The sequence below is a fragment of the Mesorhizobium sp. M0491 genome, assembly GCF_040321265.1.
Taxonomy (GTDB): domain Bacteria; phylum Pseudomonadota; class Alphaproteobacteria; order Rhizobiales; family Rhizobiaceae; genus Mesorhizobium.
In genome coordinates, this window is the sequence record NZ_JAMYRE010000008.1 from 171,915 (window position 1) to 198,443 (window position 26,529).

Below are 26,529 nucleotides of genomic sequence, written 5' to 3' on the forward strand. Positions count from 1 at the left end.
GTCGCTATGGTGTCGTGCCAACGGTTGCGCGTCTTCCATCTGAACGCTGAAGCGAAACGTGCCCACTTCCGTAGCTTGGTCGACCTTCGTCAGCCATCGGCAGAATGCCGACGATGGCAAAACACCGTCGCAGAATCGCTTCGATCGCTCAACATCGTTCGTCCCTACCGAAACAGGATCACAGTTGCGTTTTGAGCTTGTTCGATAACGGTAGCCGCCGCTCCTCGTTCCCTCTCAGCCGCCTTTCCGCTTTCGGTCATTCCGTATTTATGAGTTAACGGTCTACCGAAGTCCTGGATCAACTCAAAGGCGAGCGAACCGCCTCCGTAGCGTCCAGAGCCTGCTTCAGGCGCGAATCGCGGTCGTAGACGTCGCCGAAATATTCGACCTTGCCGGACAGATCGGGCCAGGCGGTGAAATAGGCGACATAGACCGGGATCGTGCGTGTCACGTTCTCGGTCGAGTGGCCGTGCTTCAGCTTCTCGGCGATATAGTCCACGGAGGTGCCAAGCACCGCCGCCGCCATGCCGCGCGGGTCCTGCAGCCGCACGCAGCCATGGCTGAGCGCGCGCATATCCCGCTGGAAGAATGATTTCTGCGGGGTGTCGTGCATGTAGATCGCGTGCTTGTTGGGGAACAGGATCTTCAACTCGCCCAGCGCGTTGGCCTCGCTCGGCTGCTGGCGAACGCTGTAGGGGATGTTGGAGCCATAGGCGCCCCAATTGACCGCCGACGAAGGAATGCGCTTGCCGCGCGAATCCGTCACCTCGTAGCCGGCCCGGTCGAGATAGCCCGGATCGTTGCGCAATCTCGGCAGCATCTCGTTGACGATGATCGACTGCGGCACGCCCCAATAGGGATGGAAATCGACCTGCTTGATCTGGTCGTAGAAGAAAGAGGTCTGGTTGGTGGTCCGGCCAACGACGACACGCGTCTTGAGCTTTTCCTCGCCATTGTCGATGTAGCTTGCGGTGAAGGCTGGCTGGTTGATGAAGACGCGCGGACTGCCAAGATCGGAGGGCAGCCAGCGCAGTTCCTCCAGCGCCACTTCCACCTTCAGCAGCTTGTCGGCCTTGGATGTTCCGGCCAACGTCGCGACGGTGCGCGGGCCGATGACGCCGTCGCCCTTCATGCCTGCCTTCTGCTGCACCGCCTTGATGACCGGAACCAGTTCCGGAACATAAACCTCGCTGGTGGCCAGCCTGGACAGGATTTCGCCATAGGCGCCGCCCATATCGTCATCGATATTGCGCGCGATCAAGGTCAAGAGCTTCGGCAGTTCGGGACTGGTTTCGTCCGGCTTCAGCAACAGCTTGGGGTCGACGACGATTTCGTTTTCCGCACTGGCCTGCAGCGATTCGAGTTCGACACGCAGCGCCTGGTATTCCGCATTCTGCGGATGCCGCGACTCGAGATAGGTGCGCACTTGCTGGGTATGCGCCAGCGTCCTCAGCACGCCTTGCAAGTCGAGCGGCTTGGCCGGGAAATCATAGTAGCCGGTCATGCGGTTGGGATCGACGCGGCCGTTCTGGGCGTCGTGGGCATAGCGCAGCACACGCGCGGAAAGCGCCATCTCGAAACGGACGAGCTCTTTCAGTTGCGTATTGGCATCGGACGACGATGCGCCGGCAGCGGGCACTTCGACCGTATAGTCGGCGGGCGTGAGACCATAGCTTGAAGCCTCGCCAAGCACCCGCACCGCATCCTGCGCGCGGCTGTTGAGGCTGGTTCCGCTTATCCAGATGAAATCCGGATTGGCCGAGTAATACGCGATCAGCGCCTTGGCGATGTCGGGCTCGGCTAAGAGTTCGTAGTCACCCAAGCTGGCAACCGCATCACGAAACGCGGCGCCCGTTGCCGACGGCACGAAAGCCGCATCCTGTGGCGTCGCCGGCTCTGGCGTCGGGGCCAGCGCCGAGAAGTCGACGCGAACCAGCCGGTCGGCCTTGTAGGTGTAGTAGGATGGGCTGCTGATTCTCGCACCGCCACCGCCACCGCCACCGCTGGCCGGAGCCTTCGGCTTTGGCTTGTGCTTCGGTGGCGGAGGCGGAAACTCGCCTTTCGGCGCATGCTTGACGCCGCCGCCGAACAGCATGTCGAACAGCCCCTGCGCGCCTGCCTGGGGTACACCGAAAGCCAGCGTTGCCGTGATCGCCATCAGCGGCATCACGGTTGCTTTGTTTCCGAGGAATTTCATGAATCACCCGCTCCGGCCGCAACCGGTTCCCGTTCCGCACGCTAGATCGTCCCGCTCACCGCATGGCGGATGTAAGGCGCGACTATACTGATTCATACCGATTTCGTTAAGCTTTCATAAATTTTGGAAAGCCTGTTGCAGAACGGTTTCACAAGATCGTGACGGCTGGAGCGGAGGGTTGTTCCGCCCCAGCCGGAAATCTCTCGGGATCAGGCGTTGGCGCCGCCATCGATGGTCAGGGCAGCGCCGGTGACGAAGCGGCCTTCAGGGCCTGCAAGCCAGGCGACCATGCCGGCAATGTCATCGGCCTTGCCGAAACGCTGTGTTGCCATCTTCCGGCGCTGATGCTCGGCATGCGGGCCGTCGGCCGGGTTCATGTCGGTGTCGGTCGAACCGGGGTGGACGACGTTGGCGGTGATGCCGCGCGGGCCGAGGTCGCGCGCCAGCGCCTTGGTCAGGCCGACCAGCGCCGCCTTGCTGGCTGAATAGGCCGTGAGGCTGCCGTCGGTCGCCCTCTCGGCAAGGTTGCTGCCAATCGAGATGATCCTGCCGCCCTCACCCATATGCACGGCCGCGGCCTTGGAAGCGATGAACGGGCCCCGGAGATTGACCTCCATGGTCTCGTCGAAATCTGCGAGCGACAGCGTGTCGATGGGGGCGGCCCGCCAGATGCCGGCGCTGTTGACCAGGATGTCAAGCCGGCCAAAAGCGGTCACTGCGTCGTCGACGGCCTTGTCTATGGCCACCGCATCGCGGTTGTCGGCCCTGATCGCGATGGCGCGGCCGCCCTTGGCCTCGATTTCGGCCACAACCGAGCGAGCCTGCTCCTCGCCATGCACATAAGTCAGAGCGACACTGGCGCCGTTGGCCGCGAGCCGTCGCGCAATCGCCGCACCGATGCCGCGACTGCCGCCGGTGACGAGCGCGGCCTTGCCGTTCAATTTGCTGGAAGACATCGATTTCTCCTTTTGTAACGATCGATACATAAATATCTGTCAGCCTTGCCCACCGGCGTCAACTTAATTATGTATCGATCAACACAGAAAAGATCATCATGTCGGAACGAGGCCGCCCCCGCACCTTCGATCGAACCGCAGCCCTGCGCCGCGCTATGCAGGTGTTCTGGGCGCGTGGCTACGAAGGCGCATCGATGAGCGATCTGACCGCCGCCATGGGCATCAACTCGCCCAGCCTCTATGCCGCCTTCGGCAGCAAGGAGGCGCTGTTCCTCGAGGCGACGGATTTTTACTCGCACACCGAGGGTGCCGACATCTGGCTGGCGCTGGAGGAAGCTCCGACCGCGCGGCAGGCGATCGAACAATTCCTGTGCCTGACGGCGAAGGCCTATGCGCAGAGCGATCGTCCGCAGGGCTGCCTGATCACGCTCGGCGCGCTGCATCAGGATTCGAGCCGAGGCGCCATCTGCGCCGATCTGCGCCGTCGCCGTGCCGAAAACCACACCGCCCTGCAGAAGCGTCTCGAGCGCGGCGTTGCCGAAGGCGAATTGCCGGCGAATTTCGATGCGAGCGCCGCCGCGACTTTCTTCGCCACGGTCCAGCACGGCATGTCGATCCAGGCACGCGACGGCGCCTCGCACGATGCCCTGCTGGCGACGGTTGCCGGGGCCATGGCGGCCTGGAGGACGCTGGCCGGCGGCAACGCGGCGTGACAAACGCCGGCTGGTGTGCTCGAAATTCTGACTTGCCAGCAATGCTAGGGCCGGCAAGGCCGGGAGGCCAGCAATGCTAGGGCCGGCAAGGCCGGGAGGGATGAGAGTGTGAAAAAGGGTTATCGCGAGCTGCTGGACGAGGCGAACGCCGTGATCGAGGTGGTTTCGCCGGAGGAAGCGGCCGGGCTGCTCGACGATGAAGACACGATCTTCGTCGATCTGCGCGATCCACGCGAAGTGGAACGCGACGGCAAGATTCCCGGCGCCAAGCATGTCACGCGCGGCATGCTGGAGTTCTGGATCGACCCCGAAAGCCCTTACCACAAGCCGTTCTTCGCCTCGGGAAAGAGCTTCGTGTTCTTCTGCGCCGGCGGCTGGCGCTCGGCGCTGGCCACAAAGACGGCGCAGGACATGGGGCTTTCGCCGGTCAAGCACATCCTTGGCGGCTACACCGCCTGGAAGGCCGCCGGACTGCCGGTCGAACCCGGCGAGAAGAAGAAATAATCTCGACCGCCGCTCAGTGCAGCAGCAATGGCTCGCGATGCGTCACGAAGCCGACCGCGCGTTCGACCACGCCCTTGTCGGCGAGAATACGGCGGTGGCCGAGCCCGTCGGCCCAGTAGAGCCGCACATGGCCGCCGGCGCCGGCATAGCGCCTTGCATGATCGGCCGACACTTCGCGATCGTCCTGCGCATGGATGACCAGGGTCGGCACCGGCGCCTGGGCGAGCTGACGGTCGCCGGTGAATTCGTGCAGCGGCCGGCCGGAAAGATGCTCGACCCGGTCCGCCATGGCGGCTTGCGAGCGCGGGCCGACATTCAACATATGACTGAAGTCGGCAAAGATCGCCGGCAGGGAACTTGGCGCCGCGATCAGCACCAGGCGTCCGGCCGCCAGCGGCGGAATGTTCTTGACCGAACCGGCGATGGCATTGGCGGCGACGGCGCCGCCGAAGGAATGGCCGACCGCCGCCACGAAGGGGCCGAACCATTCGCCGGCAATTCGCACCGCATCCACGGCATTGACCATGTTCAGGCGCCGGCCCTGCGACTGGCCGTGGCCGGGCAGGTCAAGCGAAACGACCCGGTAGCCGGCGGCGCGATAGCCTTCGATCAAGGCGCGCATATATTCGGTGCGCGAGCGCCAGCCATGGACGACGAGCACCGTGCCGGCGGCCGCCCTGCCCGGCTCGGGCCGGAACTCGTGCACCATGACGCAGCCGGTCGCGGTCTTCAGTCGGTGATGTCGCGCCTCGGTCATGAACCCGGCCGCACGCTCGACAGCGCGGCGCTCGCCATCGCTGAGCACCTTGACATTCGGGGTGCGGCAGAACAATTCGAACGCCGCGCGTCCGCTAAGCCGCGGCGCGACACGCTCTGCCGCACCGAACACGCCCCGGATGACCTTCAGCCCGAATGATGCCATAGTGAAAATCCATCCATACGTTCAAGCATGAACATAATAGTTCAAAGATGAACAATAAACAAGAGCTGCCTTGGGACAACCCCCGTTTCCGCAACTGGGTCGCGGTGGCGCGCGCATGCCATGTGCTGGAGCGCACGCTCGCGGTGAAGCTTGCACCGCTCGATTTGAAACCGGCGCAGCTCGACGTGCTGATGAACCTCTATCGCCACCCCGGCATGTCGCAGCACGATCTTGCCCGCAAGCTGCTCGTCGGCCGCTCCAACATCACCATGCTTTTGCCGCAGCTGGAGGCGCGCGGCCTGCTGCGCCGCGAAGGTGATGAGAAGGACAAGCGCATCCTGCGGCTCGCGCTCACCGAGGCCGGCGAGGCGCTGCTGATGCAGGCGCTGAAAGTGCATATGGCGCTGATCGAGAAGGCGATGAGCCAGTCGACGCCGGAACAATGCGACATGATCGGCGAGCAGATGCGCAAGATCTATGATGTGCTAAAAGAGGCGTGACGACCTTTCAGCCAGACCTACCACATCGTCTTCTTCGCCCGCTCCGGCCATTCCTTGTCGTAGGTTTCGCCGTCGATGTTGCTGCGGCTGGTGATTTCCAGGATTTGTCCGGGCGTCGGCAGCGACTTCGGGTCGACGTGCCTTGCCGCGTTCCAGAGCTCGGAACGGACGATGGCCCGGGCGCATTGGAAATAGACCGAATCGATGTCGACGACGGTTACCGATCGCGCCGCCTTGCCGTCCACCGTGAATGATGCGCACAGCGCCGTATCCGTGGTGATATGAGCGCGGCCGTTGACACGCAGCGTCGTGCCGGAGCCCGGTACCAGGAACAGCAGGCCGACGCGTGGGTCGCGGATGATGTTTTTCAGCGAATCGGCGCGGTTGTTGCCGCGACGATCCGGCATCATCAGGGTTTTCGGATCATGGATGCGCACAAAGCCGGCGAGATCGCCGCGCGGCGAACAGTCCAGCCCCTCCGGGCCACTGGTCGCCAGCGCGACGAACGGCGAGGCTTCGATGAAGGCGGCATATTCGGGAATGATTTGGTCGAGTTCCTTGACCAGCGAGGCCTCGCCTGGAACGCCATAGAGCGCCTCGAGCTGCTCGACCGTGGTGATGACGGACATGTTTTCGCCTCCAAACTTTTGCCGGCGCTACGCCATATCGATGACGTTTTGACGACAGCGAGGGGAATCAATTTTAGCGGTCCCGGCTCAGGCCCTTTTCCGCAAGCTCCGCGAGATAGGCTTCCCAGCGCGCATCCTTCTCGTGGCCGAGCGTATGCAGGTAATTCCAGGTGAAGATGCCGGTGTCGTGGAAATCGTCGAAGGTGATGCGCACGGCGTAGTTGCCGACTGGCTCGATCTTGAGGATTGCGACATTGCGCTTGCCGGGGACCGTCACCCGCTGATCCGGCGAATGGCCCTGCACTTCGGCCGATGGCGAGGCGACGCGCAGCAGTTCCGCCGGCAGTTCGAACGGCCGATGGTCGGGAAAGGTGACGGACAAAAGTTTGCGGTCCTTGGAGACCCTGAGCTCTTTCGGTGCGGTCATGCTGTTCGATCCCGTCTCATCCGCCTTTCCCTACGCCGCTTCGCCAAACGGGAAAAGACCTGATGAGACCGACCGACATGCGATGTCGGCTGAGGGGTGTTACCAAAGATCGAGAGGCGGTATCTTGAATGAATGGCCGGATCGTATCACATAGCGGTATATAACGAAGCCGTTCACGGCCACGGGAAGCGCTTGCATGGACATGATTGATCCTTTCGGCCGCACGATCAGCTATCTCCGCGTGTCGGTCACCGACCGCTGCGATTTCCGCTGCACCTATTGCATGGCCGAGGACATGGCCTTCCTGCCGAAGAAGGACCTGCTGTCGCTGGAAGAGCTCGATCGGCTGTGCACGGTTTTCATCGAAAAGGGCGTCAGGCGATTGCGCCTGACTGGCGGCGAGCCGCTGGTGCGCAAGAACATCATGCATCTGGTGCGCCAGCTGTCGCGGCATCTCGCCAGCGGCGCGCTGGAAGAACTGACGCTGACCACCAACGGCTCGCAGCTGTCGCGCTTTGCCGCCGAACTCGCCGATTGCGGCGTGAAGCGCATCAACGTGTCGCTCGATACGCTCGATGCCGACAAGTTCCACAAGATCACCCGCTGGGGCCATCTCGACAAGGTCATGCAAGGCATCGATGCCGCGCAGGCGGCGGGGCTGAAGGTCAAGCTCAACGCGGTGGCGCTGAAGGATTTCAACGACGCCGAGCTGCCCGAGATGATGCGCTGGGCGCATGGCCGCGGCATGGACCTGACGGTCATCGAAACCATGCCGATGGGCGAGATCGATGCCGACCGCACCGACCAGTATTTGCCGCTGTCGCTGCTGCGCGCGTCGCTGGAACGCCAGTTCACGCTGACCGACATTCCCTTCAAGACCGGCGGCCCGGCCCGCTACGTCCAGGTCGCCGAGACCGGCGGACGGCTCGGCTTCATCACGCCGATGACGCATAATTTCTGCGAAAGCTGCAACCGCGTCCGGCTGACCTGCACCGGCACCCTCTATATGTGCCTGGGCCAGGAAGATGCCGCTGACCTGCGCGCGCCCTTGCGCGCCTCCGAAGGCAACGAGCTGGTCGCCGAAGCGATAGACGAAGCGATCGGCCGCAAGCCGAAAGGCCATGACTTCATCATCGACCGCCGCACCAGCCGCCCATCGGTATCGCGCCATATGAGCGTCACCGGCGGCTGATCTTCCCGCCGATCTGTGCAAGAATTGCCGTGCGGTCATCGACTTCGGGGCAAGACATGCGGCGGTTCTTTTCATTCGGGACGTTTTTCGCTGCGATCGCGGCGAGCACGGCAATTGCCGCGCCGTTCACCTATGTGAACGAGCGCTTCGGCACCGTCTGCACCTTTCCCGAGGAAATCTTCACCGAGCACCAGCCCGAGCCCGACAATGGCGACGGGCAGCAATGGCTGAGTGCCGATGGTGCCAGCCTGATCTGCTCGGGCATCCTCAACATCGACGACGATACGCCGAAAGGCTTTGTCGCGGCGCAGAAGGCGAGCAACGAGCCGGGCTACAAGGTGACCTACAGCAGGGCCGGAAAGGACTGGGCAGTGCTGTCGGGCTTGAAGGAAGGAAAGATCTTTTACGAGCGGCGCCTGTTTGGTGGAGATGGCGTCATCCGCACGGTCTGGGTCGACTACCCTCCGGCCCTGAAGTCGAAATACGACCCGCTGGTCGGCGCCATTGCCGGCAGTCTCAAGGGACCATGAACGTTTCGGACCACACCCCAGAAAAAGTCTTGTTCGCGAACCGCAGCCGGATTTACGGCCAGTCTGTTCCAGCCTAGCCTTTCTCTGGAAGCGGCTCTTCGCTCACAGGGGGAATACATCATGCGCAAACTCATTCTTTCTCTCGCCTTGCTCGGTCTCGCGGCCGCGCCCGCCGCGGCGCAGTCGATCGGCGGCACCTATACGGTCGCCGGCACCAACTTCGACGGTTCGGCCTATGGCGGCGAAGCCACCATCACGCTGACCAGCGGGACGACCTGCGCGATCCATTGGGAAACCGGTGGCTCATCTTCCGACGGCATCTGCATGCGCAACGATGACGCCTTCTCCGCCGGCTATGTCATGGGCAAGGATATCGGCCTCGTCGTCTACAAGATGACGGACGACGGCTCGCTGCATGGTCTGTGGACCATCGCCGGCAAGGAAGGCAATGGCACCGAGGTGCTGACGCCGAAGAAGTAAGTTCTGCCGCCATTGCAGGTGATCTTCTGGGCCACAAACAAGGCTGTGGCCCAGCCCTTTGCTATTGCTGTTTCATGCCCGGCTGTTACAGGCTTGCTGCCTGAAGCGCGTCGCGTTTGAACGGATTCAGGTGACGCGCTTTAGGTCTTTGTTTCTTATGCATGCCGTTTCCCAAAAATCGAGGTCACTTTTGGGCGACATGCATTAGCAGAACCGGTAGCCGTCTTGCCCCTGTCACCAAATATTCGCGGCGCGTTGTTCATGATGGTGGCGATGGCCGGCTTCTGCCTCAACGACGCCATCACCAAATACTCGTCACAATCGATGAACATGGCGCAGGTCATGTTGATCCGTGGGGCTTTCGCTTCGCTTTTCGTTGGCTTGCTCGCCTGGCAGCGCGGCGCGCTCGCCCGCCCGGGCTCGATGCTGCAGCCTCTGGTGGCCCTGCGCGTGATCAGCGAGGCCGGTGCCACGGTGAGTTTTCTCGTCGCCCTCGCCCATTTGCCGATCGCCAATGTTTCGGCGGTGCTGCAGGCGCTGCCACTGGCGGTGACGATGGGGGCCGCGCTCGTCTTTGGCGAGGCTGTCGGCTGGCGGCGCTGGCTGGCCATCGCCATCGGATTTGCCGGCGTGCTGATCATCGTGCGGCCTGGCTTCGAAGGGTTCAGCATCTACTCGCTGGCGGCGCTGGCCAGCGTTGCCTGTTGTGCGGTGCGCGATCTCGCCACCAAGCAAATTCCCAAGGCCATTCCGACATTGCTGGTGTCGACGGCAACCGCGCTTGCCATGACCATCGTCGGTGCGGCGCTGTTGCCGGCAATGGGCGGCTGGACGCCGATGACGGGGGACAGCACAGCCCTGCTGGCCCTGGCGGCGGTGCTGGTGCTGATCGGCTACCAGTTCATCATCATGGCGATGCGGGCGGGCGACATCTCCTTCATCGCGCCGTTCCGCTATACGGCCCTGATCTGGTCGATCCTGCTTGGCCTGTTCATCTTCGCCGATATCCCCGATCCGCCGATGATCGTCGGCGCCACCATCATCATCGGCTCGGGCCTCTATGCGCTCTACCGCGAGCGGGTCGCCGGCCGGCGCAAGATCGTCGCCGAAAGCACGGGGCCGAGCATGGTTCCGGACGGAATCTAGCCAGATCAATGAAGGTTCTTGTGATTTCCGACGGCTGGCGTACAGGCTTCGTGGCATGAAGCGAGACATTGCGGGGATCATCCTGGCCGGTGGCCAGTCGAGACGGATGGGCGGCGGCGACAAGAGCCTGTTGCCGCTTGGCGATGGCTGCCTGCTTGACCAGGTCGTGTCGCGCTTCACCCCGCAAATAGAATCGCTGGCGCTCAGCGCCAATGGCGATCCTGCACGATTCCTGCGCTTTGGACTGCCGGTGCTTGCCGACAGCGTGCCCGGCTTTGCCGGGCCGCTCGCCGGAATCCTGACCGGCCTCGAATGGGCCGCGGCCAATACGTCTTGCAAAGCGATCGTCAGTGCTGCCGGCGACACGCCTTTCCTGCCGTTGAACCTTGTCGAGCGTCTGGCAGCGGCCGCCGATCAAAGTCCCGGTTCGATTGCCGTTGCCTGCTCGGCCGGCAAGCGGCACCCGACCTTCGCGCTCTGGCCGCTCGGCTGCCGCGATGCCTTGCGGCACTTTCTGGTCGACGAGGATATCAGGCGGGTTTCGGCTTTCATCGACCGGCACGGTTTTGTCGAGGTGGAATTCCCTGTTCTGCAATCGGCGGGGGTCGACCCTTTCTTCAACATCAACGATCCGGACGATCTTGTGTCTGCCGAGCGTCTGTTGCAGAGCATCAAGCCATGAACAGACGCGTCTTCGGCATCACCGGCTGGAAGAATTCCGGCAAGACGACTTTGACCGAAAGGCTGGTCACCGAACTTGTCCGGCGCGGCTGGAAAGTCTCGACGGTGAAACACGCCCATCATGATTTCGACATCGACAAACCGGGCGCCGACAGTTTTCGCCACCGGCAGGCTGGCGCCACCGAAGTCGCGATCGTCTCCGGCGTTCGCTGGGCACTGATGCACGAGCTGCGCGGCGAGGACGAGCCGACATTGGAGACTGTCCTGTCGCGGCTTGCCCCTTGCGACCTTGTGCTGGTCGAGGGCTACAAGCGCGAAGCCCATGACAAGATCGAAACCCGCCGGCTGGATGCGAAGGACCGTACGCCGCTTTCGGCGGAGGATCCCAACATCGTCGCTGTCGCCGCCGATTTTGCGATTGAAGGCGAGCTGCTGCCGGTATTCGATCTCGACGATGCAAAATCGATAGCCGACTTCATCGAGCGCACCACTGGGCTCGTTGCTTGAGCGCTGACGCAACGGCAGAATAGCCTTGCCCATTTTTGTGGTTTTGCAGTTGCTTTTTTCTTGGAAAGAATGGGAGTATCGCGCCAGCGGGCGGTCAAAAGCACCGCCCCACAGAGCCGTTCGGAACGACGGCCGGGACCATAAAGAGAGGACTATCATGCGTATTGCACTGCGTATCGCGCTCGCCGCTTCGGCCGCGCTGCTGACGCTCGGCGTAGCTCAGGCCCAGGAAAAGACCCTGAAGATCGGCACCGAAGGCGCCTACCCGCCATTCAACAACCTCACCGCCGATGGCCAGCTCGTCGGCTTCGACATCGACATCGCCAAGGCGCTTTGCGATGAGATGAAGGTCAAGTGCACCTTCGTCGCCCAGGATTGGGACGGCATCATTCCAGCCCTCCAGGCCGGCAAGTTTGACGCCATCGTCGCCTCGATGTCGATCACGCCCGAGCGCAAGGAAAAGGTCGACTTCTCGAACAAATACTACAACACGCCGTCGGCGCTCGCCGTGCCGAAAGACTCGACGTTGAAAGGCGTGACCAAGGAAGATCTCGCCGGCAAAACCATCGGCGTCGCCACCACCACCACGCATTTCAACTATGCCTCGAAGACCTACACCGACAGCACCGTCAAGGGTTATCCGAGCAGCCCCGAGGAGCAGGCCGATCTTGCCAATGGTCGTCTCGACGCCATCCAGGATGATATCGTCGTGCTGCAGCAGTTTCTGGATTCGCCTGATGGCGCCTGCTGCAAGATTCTCGGCCAGCCTTCGCCGCAGCCGGTCGAGATCTTCGGGCCGGGCGCCGGCATTGCCGTGCGCAAGGGCGAGACCGACCTGGTCAACAAGCTCAATTCGGCCATCGACGCCATCCGCGCCAATGGAAAATACAAGGAAATCAACGACAAGTACTTCAAGTTCGACGTCTACGGCGCCGAGTCCTGATAAATACGGTCAAGACGGCGGGGAATTTCCCCGCCGTCTTTCTATTCGTCTTGGGAATGCCGTGGAGATAAGACCGGTCGATGCCAGCCCAGAGCATATGGACACTTCTCAGTTGGGGACCCGAAGGCTGGCTTGACGATATTGCCTATGGCGCACTGATCACCATTGCGCTTGCGCTTGCCACGCTGCCCATCGGCCTGGCGATCGGCTTTTTCATTGCACTCGCCAAGCAGTCCGAAGAACCCTCGTTGCGCCTTGCCGCCAACATTTACACCACCGTCTTTCGCGGCCTGCCGGAGCTGGTGACGCTTTTCCTGTTCTTCTTCGGCATGCCGATCCTGCTGCAGCATCTCGTCAGGTACTTCCGGCCGGACACCACCATCGACGTCAACAGCTTTGTCGCCGGTATGATCGTGCTTGCGCTGATCTTCTCGTCCTATGCCAGCGAGGTTTTCCTGTCGGCCTTCCGGGCCATTCCGAAAGGCCAGTATGAGGGTGGCTATGCCATCGGTCTTTCGAACTGGCTGACCATGCGCAAGGTGATCGTGCCGCAACTGCTGCGCATCGCGTTCCCCGGACTGGAAAACTGCTGGCTCAGCCTGCTCAAGGACACGTCCCTGGTATCGGTCGTCGGCCTGGCCGAGACGCTGCGCAATGCCAGCATTGCCGCCCGCGTCACCAAGCACGCTTTCCTGTTCTTCGGCGTCGCCTCCCTGGTCTTTCTTGCCCTGGCCGTCCTGTCGTCCTTCGCCACCAGCGCGATTCTGCGCTCGCTTGGCCGGCGGGAGGCGCAACGATGAGCGCCACGGCCACCATCGTCGAACGGCCCCCGCCCCGGGCGCGCGGCTGGCCGCGCAGGCGTATTGCCGGTTATGCGCTGGTCTGCCTGTGGATTTTGTTCGGCATTGGCATCGTCAGCTATCTCTTCCTTGCCTGGAACCCTGAGTTCTTCGCCAAATATGCGCCAGCCTATTTGCGAGGGCTTGGGGTAACGCTCTCGCTGGTTTCCATATCGATGGTGCTCGGCGCGATCCTGTCGGTGCCCGTCGCTTACGGGCGCATGTCCAAGAACCGGATCCTGTCCGGCCTCGCCTATTGCTACGTCTATTTCTTCCGCGGCACGCCGCTGCTGGTCCAGACTTATCTCGTCTATTACGGATTGGGCTCGTTCAGGGTCGAGCTCCAGTCGATCGGCCTCTGGGACTTTTTCAAGGACGCGTTCAATTGCGGCGTCTTTGCCTTTGCGCTCAACACCGCCGCCTATCAGGCCGAGATTCTGCGCGGCGCCATCGAGAGCGTGCCAAGAGGGCAATGGGAAGGGGCGGCATCGCTTGGTCTGCACAAGTTGCAGACCTTGCGCAAGATCATCCTGCCGCAAGCCTTGATCGTCGCCTTGCGGCCCTATGGCAACGAACTGATCCTGATGGTCAAGGCGTCCGCCATCGTCGCCATCATCACGGTCTATGATCTGATGGGCAATGCAAAGCTCGCCTTCGCCAACTCGTTCGACATCCAGGCCTATATCTGGGTCGCGCTCGTCTATCTGGTGATGGTCGAGATATTGCGCCATGGCGTCGAATGGATCGAGCGCCGGATCACCGTTCACCTGAAACGCTGACTATTTCAATTCAGCTGCACCAGCCGATCCTGCCCTACGCGTCTTGACGAATTGAGCGCAGAGCCTAGAGCTTTCGCAGCAAATTCCGTTTCTGAAGGGCAAGCTCATGGCATCTGTTGCATTTCTCGGTCTTGGCGTGATGGGCTATCCGATGGCCGGGCACTTGAAGAACAAGGGTGGCCATGATGTCACCGTCTACAACCGCACCAAGGCCAAGGCCGAGCAATGGGTTGGCCAGCATGGCGGTAGCCTTGCGGCGACGCCAGCACAGGCCGCCGAGGGCAAGGATTTTGTCTTCTCCTGTGTCGGCAATGACGACGATCTGCGTTCGGTGACGACCGGTCCGGAAGGCGCCTTCAAATCGATGAAGAAGGGTTCGGTCTTCATCGACAACACCACGGCCTCGGCCGAGGTCGCTCGCGAGCTGGCGGCGGCGGCGGAAGCCGGCGGGTTTTCGTTTCTCGATGCGCCTGTCTCGGGCGGCCAGGCCGGCGCCGAGAACGGCGTGCTGACCGTCATGGTCGGCGGCGAGCAGGACGCTTTCGACAGAGCGAAGCCTGTTATCGACGCTTTTGCCCGCATGGTCGGCTTGATGGGGTCGGCCGGTGCCGGCCAGCTCACCAAGATGATCAACCAGATCACCATAGCCGGCCTCGTCCAAGGCCTGGCCGAAGGCATCCATTTCGGCAAGAAGGCCGGACTCGACATCGAGAAGGTGATCGAGGTGATTTCCAAGGGTGCCGCCGGCTCCTGGCAGATGGAGAACCGCCACAAGACAATGAATGCCGGCAAATATGATTTCGGCTTCGCCGTCGACTGGATGCGCAAGGATCTCGGCATCTGTCTGGCCGAGGCCGATCGCAATGGCGCCAGACTGCCGGTGACAGCACTTGTCGACCAGTTCTACAAGGATGTGCAGGCGATGGGCGGCAAGCGCTGGGACACGTCCTCGCTGCTGGCGCGCCTGGAGAAGTAGGTTTCCGCCGTGGCAGAGCTCTCACCTCAATCCACAGCCGCGGAAATCGTCGCCCATCTTCGCGCTATCGGGTCGGAGGAGAACCGCCTCGGCATGTTGCGCTACGGCATCAAGATCGACCGTGCGCTTGGTATCTCGCACGGCATGCAGCGGCAGATCGCCAGGAAGATCAAACGCAACCACGAGCGCGCCTTCGAGCTATGGGACACCGGCATCATGGAGGCGCAGTTCATCGCCTCCGTCACGGCTGACCCGAAACGGTTTTCTGCTGGAGATGCAAGACGATGGGCGGCCAGCTTCGACTCCTGGGACATCGTCGACGGCGTCTCCGACCTCTTTGTCGACACGGACGCCTGGAAAGAACTGATCCCCGAGTTCGCGGCCGATGAGCGGGAGTTCGTTCGGCGCACGGCCTTCGCGATGATGGCCTGGTCTGTCGTCCACCGGAAGAAGGAGCCGGGGGCGACCTTCCTCGCCTTCCTGCCGATCATCGAAACGCATGCCAACGACAGCCGCAATTTCGTGAAGAAAGCCGTGAACTGGGCGCTTCGGTCGATCGGCAAACGATCAATGGACATGCACGGCGCTGCCCTGGCTGTCGCCGAACGATTGGCGCAGTCGGCAGACAAGACGGCGCGCTGGATCGGCAAGGACGCCGTAAGGGAGCTGTCCAATGCCAAGACGCTCGCGCGGATCGTCGCCAGGAAAGGCTGACGGCGCGGAAATCCGCTTTCCGGCATGTCTGGATCTCGCCGACATGTGAAGTGGCTGCCGGCATGTGATGCGGCTGCCGACATGTGATGCGGCTGCCGACATGTGATGCGGTGGGAGCGTTGACGTCGTTGACAGCGGCGTCTTTACTTGAGCTTCAAAGGGACGCGGCCATGAGCAATCCTCCCAAATCAATCCTGGCCTTCGCAGCGGCATTGTTTGTGTCCGCGGCCACCGATGCCTCGGCCGAGACCGCGCACATATTCTGGAAGGATCTGCGTCCGGCTACGCAATCCGCCGCCGAAAACGTCGGGCTGCCGATGATCGCGGCAAAATTGCCCGACCATGGCGAGACGCTGTCCGTCAACCTGCAGGACAAAAGCATTCAGTTGGCCGGCTACGCATTGCCGGTCGATCGCGACGGCGATCTTGTCTATCAGTTCTTGCTGGTGCCGTGGACGGGTGCGTGCAGCCACATGCCAACGCCGCCCCCCAACCAGATCGTGCTGGTCACGCCGGCACGTCCCTACAAAATGTCCGAGGCCTATCAGCCGGTCGCGGTCACCGGCGCGCTGAAGCCGGACATGGAGAAGAGCCAGCTGTTCATCCTCGACGGCGTCAGCGTCATCCAGTCTGGCTACAGCGTCCGCAAGGCAGACGTGGTCGCCGTCGGCAGCGTACCGGACACCGTCACCCTGCCGGTCAACTCGCCCTGGAGTTTCCTCAACAAAAAGAAGAACTAAGCAGGACAACCTGCTGCAGCTCAGGCAGCGTTGGCACCCGATTCCTTGTCCAGCACCATGTAGTCGAGCGGGATTTCGGTCGTGTACTTGATCTGCTCCATGGCGAAGGACGACGACACGTCACGGATTTCGATCTTGGCGATCAGCCGCTTGTAGAAGGCGTCATAGGCGGCGATGTCTGGAACCACGACGCGCAGGAGATAGTCGACGTCACCGCTCATGCGGTAGAACTCGACCACCTCGGGAAACTCCTGGATGACTTCCGAGAAACGCCGCAGCCATTCATGGCTGTGCGAATTGGTGCGGATCGACACGAAGACGGTGACGCGCACATTGACCTTTTCATGGTCGAGAATGGCAACGCGCCGCTTGATGACGCCTTCCTCCTCGAGCTTCTGGATGCGCCGCCAGCAAGGTGTTGTCGACAGCCCGACTTTCTTGGCGACGTCGGCGACCGCGAGTGTCGCGTCCTCCTGCAAAAGACGGAGAATTTTTCTATCGAGGCGGTCCATATTTTGCTCCCCAGGGGAATAGATTGGCTATACTCCCCCTTATTCCGACCTTTCACAAGAAAGAAATTCTGCCAATTGACGGAAAAGCGAGTGATTTCTTGCTGTAAGGTCAGCCGAGGCGATATCGGATTTCCGAACGCAGAAAAGGCAGCAAATCCATTTCAAACCATGAATTCTTCTTCAGCCAGCCGGTGTTGCGCCACGAGGGATGCGGCAGCGGCAGCACTTTCGGACCGACGGAATTCTCCCAGATGGAGCGCCAGTCCATGACCGTTTCGGTCAGGGAGGGCCGGCGCGCCGCACCCATGTGCCAGGACTGCGCATAGATGCCGATCGTCAGCACCAGATCGATCTGTGGCATCGAGGCCATCAAAGGCGCGCGCCAGGCCGCCGCGCATTCGCGCCTCGGCGGCAGATCTCCCCCCTTGGCATCCTGGCCGGGAAAGCAGAAGCCCATCGGGACGATGGCGAATTTTTCGATGTCGTAGAATTCGTCGCTCGTCACGCCAAGCCAACTGCGCAGGCGGTCGCCGGAGGCGTCGGTGAACGGCATGCCCGACAGATGCACCTTGGTGCCGGGCGCCTGGCTGGCGATCAGGATACGAGCGCTGGACGAAGGGCGCAGCACTGGTCGTGGCTCATGCGGCAACGGCTTGCCGGCCGGATTTTCCACGCAGATACGGCAGGCGCGGACCCTGGCGACGAGGTTTTCGAGTTCAACAGTCATTCTCAGGCTGATGCGCTCGGCCGGCTGGAGACGGCCTGATGCCAGCGCAACACATTCGCGCAGTCATCCGGCACCTTGATGCGTGCCGGCTTCATGAAGTCGACGGCGATCAGGCCGGTGATGTCGGCGATCGAATAGCTGTCACCGGCGATGAACTCCCGGCTGCCCAGTTCGCCGTCCAGAAGCCTGAGGAACGCCACGGCCTTCGGCTTATTGGCCTCACCCCATTCGGGGACCTGTGGGATTTCCCATTCCTTCATCGCCGGATGGGTGTGCCGGAAAGCCTGCGTGACGCAGCTGAGCAAATTGAATTCCATCCGTCGCTGCCACATCTCGACCTGCGCCTTGCCGAGTGCGCCACGCCCGAACAGGGCCGGTTCGAGATGCAGTTCCTCGAAATAACGGCAGATGGCGACGGATTCCGTGATGATGGTGCCGTCGTCGAGTTCCAGCACCGGCAGGCGCAGCAAGGGATTGCGCGAGCCGACCACCTGTTGCCTGTGTTCCAGCGCCCCCATGTCGATGGGCACCTGTGGAACTTCGATGCCTTTCTCGGCCAGGAAAACGCGGACCCGCCTCGGGTTGGGCGCCCGGCCACCGTCGAAGAGTTTCATTCCATCCTCCTGTTCGTTCTCGGTTCCAGTTCCAGGATGTGCATCACCAGAAGCGAAAAATCTCGCGCACGGCATCGCCGATCGACGCCAGCGTGCCGTGCTTCTTCTCGACGACTTCGCCGTGATGGCTGTCTCGCCAGTCTTGCGGCTGATCGAACGTTCCCGCCCAGATGCCGGCCTTTCCCGCGCGGGCGATGGCTTCCTCGCTCTCGAAGTCACCATAGGCAACCGCCCAGCCCGCCTCGACCTGCGCGCGGTTGAGATTCTTGCCGCCGGCGGTGCAGTCGCCGAGCAGCCGGCCATAACGATCACGCTGCCAGCCGGTACAAGAGACGGGCTTGCCGGCGATCAGGCGAACGAGCGACTGACGCGCAAGCGTGCCGCAGGAATAGTCCGCGCCGTTCTTGCGGCAGGTCTGCGTATATTCCGGAGCATCGATGCCGCGCATGCGGATACGCTCGGTGCCAAGCGTGATCGAATCGCCGTCGTTGATGATTGCCACGCCTTGCGTTTTGCGTGTCTCCACCCGGTCGAGGCGGGCCGCCAGCAGGATCAGCAGTCCGAGGATGATGACGGCAAGCCCGTAATCCACCAGCCGGCGCCACAGGCTTCTGGGGCGCGCAACGTATCGCCGGCGCGGTCTTGGCGACCACGAGCGGCTCATATGGCAAACGGTTGGTTAATCATTCGAACGTAGCTTAACACTTGGAAACCGCTGCTCGCATAAATTGAAGTTTTGATGCCCTTGCAACGCTCGAACACAGCGGACAAGTTCATTGTGGACCGCAGGAAACCTCATCGCAACAGCGATGTGGCGCGCGCGGTGCGCAAGACGCGTGACCGTCTTTCGCAGCAGGCCGGCAATCCCGATTTCGATCGCGAACTGTTGAAGCTGCATGCCCGCGCGATGACCAGCGGCGCCATCGCCATCCCGCTTCTTGTTCTGGCGATCGCGGCGGCCGGCCGGCTGGCCGGAATCGGCAACGAGATCGGGCTCTGGGCGCTGTTCACCCTGACCTGCTACACCATCGTTGCCTTCATGGCGCGGCGCATCGAGCGCACGGAAGCTTCCGAGCTCAACCCTTCGCAAGCACGACGAGAATTCCTGATCGGCCATTTCCTGTGCGGTCTCGGCTGGGCATGGTTTGTGTGGCTTGGCTGCAGCGTCTGCGAGGTCGATCCGTTCCACATCGTCAAGGCCGTGGTGCTGTTGTTCGCCATGGCGGCGACCGCGGTGATGACCTCGTCTCTGCGCGGGGCACTGTTGGCCACCTTTGCCGTTCCCGTGGCGCTCTACGCTTATGCCGGCGCCAAGCTATGGATGCCGGTCGAGGCGATCATGGCCGCGCTGCTGGTCATGTCGCTGCCGTTCTTCGCCTATGTGGCCCGGCATCTCAACCACTCGTCCCTGATGATGTTGTCGTTCCGCTCCGAAAAGGATGCGCTGATCGCCGAACTGGAGACGGCGAAATCGATGTCGGACGAGGCGCGGCGGCGGGCCGAGGACGCCAATCTGGCGAAATCGCGGTTCCTCGCTTCGATGAGCCACGAATTGCGCACGCCGCTCAACGCCATTCTCGGTTTTTCCGAGGTGATGTCGAACGAGGTGCTGGGGCCGATGAGCAATCCCACCTATCGCGACTACGCGCATGACGTGCACGAATCCGGCCAGCATCTGCTCGATCTGATCAACGAGATCCTCGACCTGTCGCGCATCGAGGCCGGCCGCTACCAGCTCAACGAAGAACCGGTAATGCTGCTTGGTATCGTCGAGGACTGCTGTCACATGATGGAGTTGAGGGCGCGCAACAAGGATATCCGGGTCGTCCAGGATTTCGAGCACGAACTGCCGCGCCTTTTCGCTGATGAGCGTGCGGTGCGACAGATCACGCTCAACCTTCTGTCGAATGCCATCAAGTTCACCGCCACCGGCGGTGAAATCCGTGTCCGCGTTGGTTGGACGGCGGGCGGCGGACAATACATTTCGATCAAGGACGACGGTCCGGGCATACCGGAAGACGAGATCCCGATCGTGCTTTCCGCCTTCGGCCAGGGCTCGATCGCGATCAAGAGCGCCGAGCAAGGCACCGGGCTTGGCCTGCCGATCGTGCAAGGGCTGCTCGCCATGCATGGCGGCGAGTTCGAGCTTCATTCCAAGCTGCGCGAAGGCACCGAGGCGATCGCCATCTTCCCACTGAGCCGGGTGATGGAGGAACTGCCAGCACTGCCGACCGCGGCGGTGGCGGCTCGACGACGGTAAGCGTCGCGGCGAACTGTGTCGATGGCCAGCAAGAAGGACGGCGCCCCACGATGGCAGAAGGTGATTGGCACGTCGTTGGCATAGAGATCCACTCGGACCGCCTTCGCTTGAGGCTGTTTACAGCCGACGACGCTGAAGACCTCTTTTTCGCCATCACTCCCGCCATCACCCGTTTCATGCAGTGGGAACCACCTCGATCACTGGCGGCCTTGCCAAAGTATGGCGATCCTGGCTGACGCCAATCCAGGACGGATCGGATTTGCACTTTGTTGTGCGTGCATTGGCGGACGATCGCTGTCTGGGACTTGTCGGCCTTCATGCAGCGAAGACCGTGTGTCCCGAACTCGGGATCTGGATCAGGGAAGACGCTCAAGGAAACGGCATTGGCCAAGAGGCAATTGCTGCTGTCGCGGAGTGGGCCTCCGAGGCACTTGAACCGGACTGCTTCGAATATCCGGTTGCCGAAAGGAACGTGGCCAGCAGAAGAATAGCGGAACGCCTTGGAGGCGTAATAGTCGGCGGCCGCTCCAACCCAAAATACAACGCTGTCGTCTATCGCATTCCCAATCTCCGGCGCTAATACCTCAAGACTCTAGCCGCGTACTGCCGCAGCCATGCCCGAACTGGTCAGCGCGGCGGCCTTGACCAGCCCCGCGGCAAGGGCGGCCCCTGCCCCTTCGCCATGGCTGATGCCCAAATCGAGCAACGGGCGCAGGCCGAGCCGTTGGGCGGCGCGTGCATGCGCAGGCTCTGGCGACAGGCTGGCCAGCAGGCAATGATCGAGCGCGGTGGGATTGACGCCATGCAGTACCGCTGCGGCTGCCGTGGCGGCCAATCCGTCGAGCAGCAGCGGGATTTTCTGCATGCGCGCGGCAAGGATGGCGCCGGCGATTGCTGCGAATTCACGGCCGCCGACCCGGCGCAGCGCCTCGAGCGGGTCGCCGAGATGGCCGTCATGAAAAGCCAGCGCAGCATCGACCACGTCGGCCTTGCGTGCCTGCATGGCCGCATCGGCCCCCGACCCCGCGCCGACCCAGTCGGCGCCCCTGCCCCCGAACAGCGCCGCAAACAGGGTGGCGGCGACGGTGGAGTTGCCGACGCCGAGATCGCCGAGACACAAAAGGTCGGTGCCGCCGGCGATCGCTTCCATGCCGAAGGCCATGGTGGCGGCACAGCCACGCTCGTCGAGCGCAGCATCCTCGGTGATGTCGGCGGTCGGGACGTGCAGGGCGAGATCGAAGACCTTCAGTCCGAGATCGTTGGCGATGCAGATCTGGTTGATCGCGGCACCTCCGGCGGCGCAAAGCTCGACCGCATTGGCGGTCGCCGCCACCGGCCGTGGCGAAATGCCGTGGCGCGTGACGCCGTGATTGCCGGCAAAGACCGCCATCAGCGGTCTTGTCACCGCGGGCGGGGCCCGCCCGCTCCAGGCTGCCAGCCACGCGGCGATGTCCTCGATACGGCCAAGCGAATTGCCTGGTTTGTCGGCCTTGGCAAACAGCATGCGCACGCGGGTCTCGGCTGCCGTGTCGGCCGTCGGCAGATTGGCCAACAGGTTGCGAAAATCGTCGAAAGGCAGTGCGCTGGTCATCTTGTTGTCGATCATTCCCTGGAGTTGGTGAGCGGCATAGCCGCCTTGCGAGGTTGGCACAACCTCCGGGATGATGGGCCTGCATTTGACGCAAAGCCGGCCCCGAAGGGCGCAATCGCGAGGGCTTGCATTGGCTTTGCCGTTGCACCATGTGGAGGTGGAACAAGGGATTCCGGATGGAAGCCCAAGAGAAAGTCATGACGGTCATCGAATCCCCGTGCATCCTGGTCTGTTCGATCGACATGAAAACCGGCTTCTGTTTCGGTTGCGGCCGCACGCGCGAGGAAATCGGCGCCTGGATCGGGATGACGACGGAAACGCGCCGCAGCGTCATGGCGCAATTGCCGGCCCGGCTGGAAACGGTCGAGCGCCGGCCGCGCCGGGAAACGCGCCGCACCCGCATGACGCGCGAACGCGACGCGCTATCGTGAGGTGCGGATGAGCCGGTTGTTCTGGATCTTGATGGCCGCGATCGGGGTGGGAGCAGTCCTGCTCATGCTCAACGATTCCGCCGGCAGCACGCTCGGCGTCGAGAACAACGATTTCAGCCGACTGATCTGGCTCGGCGCCTTTGGCGCCCTTGTCGGCGCCGGCCTGCTTCGCTCGGGCCGGCCCCTGGGCGCCATGGCCCGCAACCTCGGCGCCTGGGCGGCGATCGCACTCGCGCTGATCGCTGGCTACCAATATCGCTATGAGTTGCAGGATGTCGCCAGCCGGGTGACCGCGGGCCTTGTTCCCGGCAGCCCGCTTGCGCTCGGCGTCGAAGACGGTCACGCCACGGTGACGCTCGACAAGGCCGACAACGGCCATTTCGAAGCGCGCATCCTGGTCAACGGCAACCCGGTCCGGGCCGTGGTGGATACGGGTGCAACCAGCACCGTGCTGACGTCACAGGATGCGCAGGCCGCCGGATTCAATCCGGCCGCGCTCAACTACACCATACCGGTTTCGACCGCTAACGGCATGGCACGCGCCGCGGCCGTGAAAACCGATCAGATTGCGATCGGCGGCATCATGCGCAGGGATATGTCGGTGATGATCGCCGCACCCGGCATGCTCAGCCAGAGCCTGCTCGGCATGAACTTCATCGGTTCATTGTCGGGTTTTGACGTGCGCGGCGACCGCATGATCCTCAGGGATTGATCCCCAAAACTCAAGCCGCTTCGGCTGCTGCTCCACCGAACTCGACGGCCGCGAAAGCCGTCTTCAGCACGTCCGGGCCGGCGCCGGGTTTTGTCGCGTCGGTGGACAGGATCTGCCGGTAGCGGCGCGCACCGGGCAGGCCATGGAACAGTCCGACCATATGGCGGGTGACATGGCCAAGCCGGCCACCCTGCTCGATATGGCGTGCCGCATAGTCCGCCATGGTATCGATCAGCGCGGCAAAATCGAACGGCTCGGACTGGACGCCGTAGAAAGCGGCATCGACGCCGGCCAGAATGCCGGGCGTGTGGTAGGCGGCGCGGCCAAGCATGGCGCCGTCGACGTGACCGAGATGCGCCTGGGCCTCTTCAATCGACTGAATTCCACCATTTATGCCTATGAATTTGTTGTTCTTTTTTGCCTTCAGTCGATAGACTCTGCTGTAATCGAGCGGCGGGATGTCTCGGTTTTCCTTGGGACTCAGCCCTTCCAGCCACGCCTTGCGTGCATGCACCCACAACGCGTCGGCGCCGGCATCGAAAACCCCATCCGCCAGCGCATCGAGGGCTGGTTCCGGGTCCTGCTCGTCGACGCCGATGCGGCATTTGACGGTGACGGGAATTGTCACCGCCGCCTTCATCGCTGCGACGCAGCCGGCGACGAGGTCCGGCACCTTCATCAGGCAGGCGCCGAACGTGCCCGACTGAACGCGGTCCGACGGACAGCCGACATTGAGGTTGATCTCGTCATAGCCAAAAGCCTCGCCGATGCGGGCAGCCTCGGCGAGCTTTTCACGATCAGAGCCGCCGAGCTGCAGCGCGACCGGATGTTCCGTCGCATCGAAGCCGAGCAGCCGCTCGCGCGCGCCGTGAATGACCGCGTCGGCCACCACCATCTCGGTGTAAAGCAGTGCATGGCTCGTCAACTGGCGGTGGAAGAACCGGCAATGCCGGTCCGTCCAGTCCATCATCGGGGCTATGGCTATCCTAAACCTTTGATACTCTTGCATATTTAGTAACTTCAATAGGTTAAATCGTATCGTATGAACTCTATCACGTGCCATGATAGGCCAAGCCGCAAATTCGGCGGATGACTGGCTGGCGCGACGGCGTGCGGCGCGACTAGCTCAATCGCAGGGGTAGCTTATAGGTCGACCTGGCCGGAATTGCCAACGCGTCATCTGCTTTCGATGCCTGGGCGGAGGATGGAACCCTCCAGTTTCGTATGATGGTGTCTGCGCCAAAGATGTGGCTAGGAACTGGGAAGGCCAGCCCTCGACAGCATCTCAAGGAACCGGGAATGGTGATGATCCTTCACATAGCGCGGCACAAAGCCAGGGCAGACATTGCTCAGATTGAGATGCGGAAGTTGTGACAGGCAATGGTGGATGGCTCGGGACGCTTCTTCGTTGTTCCCGGTGGCCGACGCGGTCGCGGCCCAATAAAGGGCACCGCGAACGAAGCCCGGCTTTGTCCTGACCACTTTGCGGGCGGCTTCGAGCGCCCGCTGGTTGTCTCCGCCAGCGAAGAGCGCCACAACCAGGCCGTGGTGGCGCCAGAAGTCGATCACATCGTGCGTTCCGAGCCGGATTGCTTCGTTGGCCTCGCGCACCGCTTCGTCGACCTGCCCGCGCAACGCAAAGAGCATCGAAATATCGCCGTGGCCAGTCGGGTAGCTTGGGTTGAGGCTGATCGCGTGGCGGCATTCGGCGATCGCCTCGTCGATACGACCGCAACTTTCGAGAGCGAACGACAAGATACATCGGGCAATTTCATCGTCCGGTACCGCCCGCACCGCGGCTTCCGCGAGTTCGACCGCACGCTCGATCACCCCACGCTCCCGAGGCAGCGCGCCAAACGCCACGCCCATGGATATTACGATCGAGAGCGTCCGCTTTGCACGGGCGTTGTCGGGACCTATCGAGAAAGCCTTCTCGGCAAGCTCTACCCCCACCAAAAGCGAGTCCCGAGTCATCTCAAAATATTTCATGAGGGCTTCGTTGACCAGCCTGCGCACTTCAGGGGTACCCGGCGGGCTTTTGTCTCGAACCTTCCAGTTGGTCAGTTGAAGTTCGAGGATCACGGCAAGAACAACAGACTGTGCGATCCTGTCCTGGAATTCGAGCGCGTTTTCGGAGTGGCCGTCGAATTTCTGGGCCCAGACGTGGTGGCCGCCGGCGGCGTCGACGAGCTGGATATTCACCCTCAACCCATTGCCGGATCTCTGGACGCTGCCGCTGAGCATATATCGCGCCCGGAGTATCCCTGGCGTCTTGGCTTCTTCGCCCGGGCCGCTCTTCTCGGGCGGAAGCGCGGCGAGCACGACATAGTCGGCCACTTCGGAGAGGGCCGTCGTGATGTCCTGGACAAGTCCCTTGGCGAAAAAGTCGTCGCCTTGCTTTCCGGTCAGATTGACGAAGTCGGCAACGCTGATGGACGGGCGCCCAAGGCGCTGGCTGGCCGGAACACCACTTGTCGACTGCACATTTGAGGCGTCGTCGGCGGCAAGCAACAGAGATTGCCAAAGCGCCCGCGTTTCAGGGCCTGCTTCGACGCCGAACTCCTTCTTCAGCATGCTTCTGCAAGCTTCGTATGTCCTGATTGCCCTGTCGCGTTGGCCACATGCAAGGAGCAATTCCATCTTGAGCCGATAGGATTCTTCCCGTGTCGGTTCCATGGCCAAAATACGATCGGCTAGGATCAGCCCTGCATCGGGGTCGACGAGACGGGCCAGCTTTTCGAAGGACTCAAGCGCACGGCTAAGCAGCCTGTCGCGTTCCGATGTGATCCAGTCATCGAACGCATTGCTTCCCAGATAAAGCCCGTCGAGGAAGGGCCCGGTGTAGTTCGCCAAGGCCTTCGCGAGGTCCTGAGCGGAACGGGCCGAGAGACCCGTTTCGACCTTCTCCACGTCGATTTGAAAGGCCTCTGGCCTCAGGGCGATCAGCTCACCGCTGGAATGGATGAGATCCACCCCTTCTCGCGCCAGATCCTGGCGCAGGACACTGAGGGCTTGCCGAAGGCTGTTGCGCGAATGTTCGCCGTCACTGTCGCCCCATAGGAGGTCAGCCAGCCTCTCCCGCGTCGCCGCCATGCCCGGACACCGGGCCAGATAGGCGATGATTGCCGGCCCTCGTTTCCCGGTCAGCCGAAGCGGACCGGCCGTTTCATTTTCAATCCGGAAACCGCCGAAGAGTGAGATTCTATTTGCAGCGCCCTTGTCCTCACTTTGCATTTGCTATCCCAGCCTGACGAAATCCTAACTCAAAACTAACGCTTCGCAACAGTCGGCCTTCGCGCTCAAGCGC

General features: G+C 62.2%; 32 protein-coding genes. 20 read left to right on the forward strand and 12 right to left on the reverse strand.

The annotated features are described in order from the left end of the window. Nucleotides 1-298: 298 nt before the first annotated feature. Together NKI69_RS12710 and NKI69_RS12715 are read right to left on the reverse strand one after the other, a co-directional pair. Nucleotides 299-2,197: a L,D-transpeptidase family protein gene (locus tag NKI69_RS12710; RefSeq protein ID WP_023813965.1), complete on the reverse strand. Its 1,899-nt coding sequence runs from the start codon at nt 2,195-2,197 to the stop codon at nt 299-301. 209 nt (nt 2,198-2,406) lie between these two features. Further along, nucleotides 2,407-3,153, reverse strand: a complete 747-nt coding sequence (locus NKI69_RS12715) for a 3-oxoacyl-ACP reductase family protein (protein WP_023813964.1) — start codon at nt 3,151-3,153, stop codon at nt 2,407-2,409. Nucleotides 3,154-3,251: 98 nt separating this feature from the next. Between NKI69_RS12715 and NKI69_RS12720 the strand changes: the two genes are divergently transcribed. Further along, nucleotides 3,252-3,866: a TetR/AcrR family transcriptional regulator gene (locus tag NKI69_RS12720; protein WP_023813963.1), complete on the forward strand. Its 615-nt coding sequence runs from the start codon at nt 3,252-3,254 to the stop codon at nt 3,864-3,866. A gap of 108 nt (nt 3,867-3,974) precedes the next feature. Then, on the forward strand, nt 3,975-4,370 hold the full coding sequence (locus NKI69_RS12725) for a rhodanese-like domain-containing protein (RefSeq protein ID WP_023813962.1): 396 nt from the start codon (nt 3,975-3,977) through the stop codon (nt 4,368-4,370). A 13-nt stretch (nt 4,371-4,383) separates the two neighbouring features. Here NKI69_RS12725 and NKI69_RS12730 read toward each other — a convergent pair whose 3' ends face one another. Beyond that, nucleotides 4,384-5,292 (reverse strand): alpha/beta hydrolase, encoded by a 909-nt coding sequence (locus tag NKI69_RS12730; RefSeq protein ID WP_023813961.1) that lies wholly within the window; start codon nt 5,290-5,292, stop codon nt 4,384-4,386. Between the two features lie 47 nt (nt 5,293-5,339). Here NKI69_RS12730 and NKI69_RS12735 point away from each other — a divergent pair, with 47 nt between their 5' ends. Next, on the forward strand, nt 5,340-5,792 hold the full coding sequence (locus tag NKI69_RS12735) for a MarR family winged helix-turn-helix transcriptional regulator (protein ID WP_023813960.1): 453 nt from the start codon (nt 5,340-5,342) through the stop codon (nt 5,790-5,792). Nucleotides 5,793-5,809: 17 nt separating this feature from the next. Here NKI69_RS12735 and NKI69_RS12740 read toward each other — a convergent pair whose 3' ends face one another. Continuing rightward, nucleotides 5,810-6,421 carry a pyridoxamine 5'-phosphate oxidase family protein gene (locus NKI69_RS12740; RefSeq protein ID WP_352721504.1) on the reverse strand — a complete coding sequence of 204 codons (612 nt, stop codon included), beginning with the start codon at nt 6,419-6,421 and terminating at the stop codon, nt 5,810-5,812. Between the two features lie 73 nt (nt 6,422-6,494). After that, nucleotides 6,495-6,848 carry a gamma-butyrobetaine hydroxylase family protein gene (locus NKI69_RS12745; protein WP_023813958.1) on the reverse strand — a complete coding sequence of 118 codons (354 nt, stop codon included), beginning with the start codon at nt 6,846-6,848 and terminating at the stop codon, nt 6,495-6,497. A 196-nt stretch (nt 6,849-7,044) separates the two neighbouring features. On the opposite strand from NKI69_RS12745, the gene moaA reads away from it, so the two are divergent. The 12 genes from moaA to NKI69_RS12805 all read left to right on the forward strand — a co-directional run bounded on the left by moaA (nt 7,045) and on the right by NKI69_RS12805 (nt 16,375). Beyond that, the gene (gene moaA, locus NKI69_RS12750) at nt 7,045-8,040 is read left to right on the forward strand and encodes a GTP 3',8-cyclase MoaA (RefSeq protein WP_031213805.1); all 996 of its coding nucleotides are present in this window, start codon (nt 7,045-7,047) and stop codon (nt 8,038-8,040) included. A 56-nt stretch (nt 8,041-8,096) separates the two neighbouring features. Further along, nucleotides 8,097-8,570 (forward strand): hypothetical protein, encoded by a 474-nt coding sequence (locus NKI69_RS12755; protein ID WP_023813956.1) that lies wholly within the window; start codon nt 8,097-8,099, stop codon nt 8,568-8,570. A 120-nt stretch (nt 8,571-8,690) separates the two neighbouring features. Next, nucleotides 8,691-9,050: a hypothetical protein gene (locus NKI69_RS12760; RefSeq protein WP_023813955.1), complete on the forward strand. Its 360-nt coding sequence runs from the start codon at nt 8,691-8,693 to the stop codon at nt 9,048-9,050. Between the two features lie 225 nt (nt 9,051-9,275). Beyond that, nucleotides 9,276-10,196: a DMT family transporter gene (locus NKI69_RS12765; protein WP_023813954.1), complete on the forward strand. Its 921-nt coding sequence runs from the start codon at nt 9,276-9,278 to the stop codon at nt 10,194-10,196. Between the two features lie 55 nt (nt 10,197-10,251). Continuing rightward, the gene (mobA, locus tag NKI69_RS12770) at nt 10,252-10,878 is read left to right on the forward strand and encodes a molybdenum cofactor guanylyltransferase MobA (RefSeq protein ID WP_023813953.1); all 627 of its coding nucleotides are present in this window, start codon (nt 10,252-10,254) and stop codon (nt 10,876-10,878) included. Then, nucleotides 10,875-11,384, forward strand: coding sequence for a molybdopterin-guanine dinucleotide biosynthesis protein B (gene mobB / locus NKI69_RS12775; protein WP_023813952.1), 510 nt, complete (start codon nt 10,875-10,877; stop codon nt 11,382-11,384). Before mobA ends, mobB begins: the two co-directional genes overlap by 4 nt. 157 nt (nt 11,385-11,541) lie before the next feature. Next, the gene (locus NKI69_RS12780) at nt 11,542-12,327 is read left to right on the forward strand and encodes an ABC transporter substrate-binding protein (protein ID WP_023813951.1); all 786 of its coding nucleotides are present in this window, start codon (nt 11,542-11,544) and stop codon (nt 12,325-12,327) included. A gap of 80 nt (nt 12,328-12,407) precedes the next feature. Beyond that, nucleotides 12,408-13,127, forward strand: a complete 720-nt coding sequence (locus NKI69_RS12785; RefSeq protein WP_352552218.1) for an ABC transporter permease — start codon at nt 12,408-12,410, stop codon at nt 13,125-13,127. Continuing rightward, nucleotides 13,124-13,945: an ABC transporter permease gene (locus NKI69_RS12790; protein WP_352721507.1), complete on the forward strand. Its 822-nt coding sequence runs from the start codon at nt 13,124-13,126 to the stop codon at nt 13,943-13,945. Before NKI69_RS12785 ends, NKI69_RS12790 begins: the two co-directional genes overlap by 4 nt. Nucleotides 13,946-14,051: 106 nt before the next feature. Continuing rightward, the gene (locus tag NKI69_RS12795) at nt 14,052-14,921 is read left to right on the forward strand and encodes an NAD(P)-dependent oxidoreductase (RefSeq protein ID WP_352552222.1); all 870 of its coding nucleotides are present in this window, start codon (nt 14,052-14,054) and stop codon (nt 14,919-14,921) included. A gap of 9 nt (nt 14,922-14,930) precedes the next feature. Continuing rightward, nucleotides 14,931-15,635: a DNA alkylation repair protein gene (locus tag NKI69_RS12800; RefSeq protein WP_352721509.1), complete on the forward strand. Its 705-nt coding sequence runs from the start codon at nt 14,931-14,933 to the stop codon at nt 15,633-15,635. Nucleotides 15,636-15,805: 170 nt separating this feature from the next. Further along, a complete protein-coding gene (locus tag NKI69_RS12805; RefSeq protein ID WP_352721511.1) occupies nt 15,806-16,375 on the forward strand; it encodes a DUF3299 domain-containing protein in 570 nt (189 codons plus the stop codon). A gap of 20 nt (nt 16,376-16,395) precedes the next feature. Here NKI69_RS12805 and NKI69_RS12810 read toward each other — a convergent pair whose 3' ends face one another. The 4 genes from NKI69_RS12810 to NKI69_RS12825 form a co-directional block, all read right to left on the reverse strand. Beyond that, the gene (locus NKI69_RS12810; RefSeq protein ID WP_006205209.1) at nt 16,396-16,887 is read right to left on the reverse strand and encodes an Lrp/AsnC family transcriptional regulator; all 492 of its coding nucleotides are present in this window, start codon (nt 16,885-16,887) and stop codon (nt 16,396-16,398) included. A gap of 109 nt (nt 16,888-16,996) precedes the next feature. Then, a complete protein-coding gene (locus NKI69_RS12815) occupies nt 16,997-17,677 on the reverse strand; it encodes a uracil-DNA glycosylase family protein (protein WP_352721571.1) in 681 nt (226 codons plus the stop codon). Further along, nucleotides 17,617-18,228: a glutathione S-transferase gene (locus NKI69_RS12820; RefSeq protein WP_352721513.1), complete on the reverse strand. Its 612-nt coding sequence runs from the start codon at nt 18,226-18,228 to the stop codon at nt 17,617-17,619. Before NKI69_RS12820 ends, NKI69_RS12815 begins: the two co-directional genes overlap by 61 nt. 43 nt (nt 18,229-18,271) lie before the next feature. Continuing rightward, a complete protein-coding gene (locus NKI69_RS12825) occupies nt 18,272-18,892 on the reverse strand; it encodes a thermonuclease family protein (RefSeq protein WP_023813943.1) in 621 nt (206 codons plus the stop codon). Between the two features lie 75 nt (nt 18,893-18,967). Here NKI69_RS12825 and NKI69_RS12830 point away from each other — a divergent pair, with 75 nt between their 5' ends. The 3 genes from NKI69_RS12830 to NKI69_RS12840 are packed head-to-tail and all read left to right on the forward strand — an operon-like array spanning nt 18,968 to nt 21,068. Then, complete coding sequence (locus NKI69_RS12830) at nt 18,968-20,488, forward strand: sensor histidine kinase (protein ID WP_352721515.1); 1,521 nt, start codon at nt 18,968-18,970, stop codon at nt 20,486-20,488. Between the two features lie 50 nt (nt 20,489-20,538). Further along, nucleotides 20,539-20,724: a GNAT family N-acetyltransferase gene (locus NKI69_RS12835; protein ID WP_352721517.1), complete on the forward strand. Its 186-nt coding sequence runs from the start codon at nt 20,539-20,541 to the stop codon at nt 20,722-20,724. A 35-nt stretch (nt 20,725-20,759) separates the two neighbouring features. After that, nucleotides 20,760-21,068 (forward strand): GNAT family N-acetyltransferase, encoded by a 309-nt coding sequence (locus NKI69_RS12840; protein WP_352721573.1) that lies wholly within the window; start codon nt 20,760-20,762, stop codon nt 21,066-21,068. 12 nt (nt 21,069-21,080) lie between these two features. Here NKI69_RS12840 and NKI69_RS12845 read toward each other — a convergent pair whose 3' ends face one another. Next, nucleotides 21,081-22,079: a nicotinate-nucleotide--dimethylbenzimidazole phosphoribosyltransferase gene (locus tag NKI69_RS12845; RefSeq protein WP_023813940.1), complete on the reverse strand. Its 999-nt coding sequence runs from the start codon at nt 22,077-22,079 to the stop codon at nt 21,081-21,083. A 197-nt stretch (nt 22,080-22,276) separates the two neighbouring features. On the opposite strand from NKI69_RS12845, the gene NKI69_RS12850 reads away from it, so the two are divergent. Both NKI69_RS12850 and NKI69_RS12855 read left to right on the forward strand, forming a co-directional pair. After that, nucleotides 22,277-22,510 carry a DUF1289 domain-containing protein gene (locus NKI69_RS12850; RefSeq protein WP_352442418.1) on the forward strand — a complete coding sequence of 78 codons (234 nt, stop codon included), beginning with the start codon at nt 22,277-22,279 and terminating at the stop codon, nt 22,508-22,510. 7 nt (nt 22,511-22,517) lie between these two features. Next, nucleotides 22,518-23,222, forward strand: a complete 705-nt coding sequence (locus NKI69_RS12855) for a TIGR02281 family clan AA aspartic protease (RefSeq protein WP_023813938.1) — start codon at nt 22,518-22,520, stop codon at nt 23,220-23,222. A gap of 10 nt (nt 23,223-23,232) precedes the next feature. Here the strand turns inward: NKI69_RS12855 and dusA are convergent, their stop codons facing one another. Together dusA and NKI69_RS12865 are read right to left on the reverse strand one after the other, a co-directional pair. Beyond that, the gene (dusA, locus tag NKI69_RS12860) at nt 23,233-24,231 is read right to left on the reverse strand and encodes a tRNA dihydrouridine(20/20a) synthase DusA (RefSeq protein WP_023813937.1); all 999 of its coding nucleotides are present in this window, start codon (nt 24,229-24,231) and stop codon (nt 23,233-23,235) included. Between the two features lie 242 nt (nt 24,232-24,473). Beyond that, complete coding sequence (locus NKI69_RS12865; protein ID WP_352721521.1) at nt 24,474-26,456, reverse strand: BTAD domain-containing putative transcriptional regulator; 1,983 nt, start codon at nt 26,454-26,456, stop codon at nt 24,474-24,476. Nucleotides 26,457-26,529: the final 73 nt, after the last annotated feature.